This is a genomic window from Coprococcus intestinihominis (genome assembly GCF_040096555.1).
Taxonomy (GTDB): domain Bacteria; phylum Bacillota; class Clostridia; order Lachnospirales; family Lachnospiraceae; genus Coprococcus_A; species Coprococcus_A intestinihominis.
The window spans coordinates 1-874 of sequence record NZ_JBBMEK010000495.1 but is presented as its reverse complement, the minus strand read 5'-3'; the positions used below and the strand labels follow the sequence as shown (position 1 = coordinate 874).

Annotated in this window: 1 protein-coding gene; it reads left to right on the top strand. The window is 32.8% G+C overall.

Annotated elements, in window-relative coordinates; genetic code table 11:
- Positions 1-874 (top strand): hypothetical protein (locus WMO25_RS18450; protein WP_349086716.1); only part of this gene is annotated, 874 nt, incomplete at both ends.

Below are 874 nucleotides of genomic sequence, written 5' to 3'. Positions count from 1 at the left end.
TTATCTGCGTTGACAGAAAAAGTAGCTATCGTCAGTGGCTACGATACTTGTATAAATTTAAATGATTTGTCTTTTGAATTGTCAAATCATAATCATCCTTGTATTTGCTACTACGGTGCAAACTTGACAAGAGGTAACATTACTAATGTATTAGCACGAGCAAGTGCAAATGATAATACAGCCACAATAGATATTCCAAATGAAAATTGCATAGCTTTCGTTTCTTATCATGGGGATGATTCGGGAACTATTACTATTTGGGAATCAGTTATTGCAATAGGTTTTTACAGAGCATTTCAGCTAGGTGCAGAACATCATATTCTTAAACAATGTAGTGGAAGATATAACTATTGTACATTCACTTTTGGGGAATATGAAGTTAAATTAGGAAATGCTTTTTCACACCCTATTACATTGATTAATTGTGCTGACGAACATCAATGCTTATTGCCACAGTTTTATAAGTGTGGGGCTATGGTTAATGACGATATCGAAGGACACCCTTTGCAAGAAGTGGATTTTATTTCTTTTAACATTGAAAGATGGAATGATTGGTCTGAACATCAGATGTGTGCAAAAGAAGTTAATGCTGGTGATTTTTGTGGAAGAATTGAATACACAATGAATGGTGTTACGCCATCAGCATATGAAAAATGGACAGCAACTAAAAATCTAAAATATGCAAAGTTTTGGGAAAAAGGAAGTGGTGTAAATTTCGTAACTAGAAATATGACACATAGACTTGGTGGAACTACTGAATTGAGAAATACTTATTATCCTAATTATATGCAAGAATATTATGATACTGATTTAAAAAAGAAACTCATATATGATGGTATAAATTGGGTAGATTTGAATGGCACAGTAATTAACT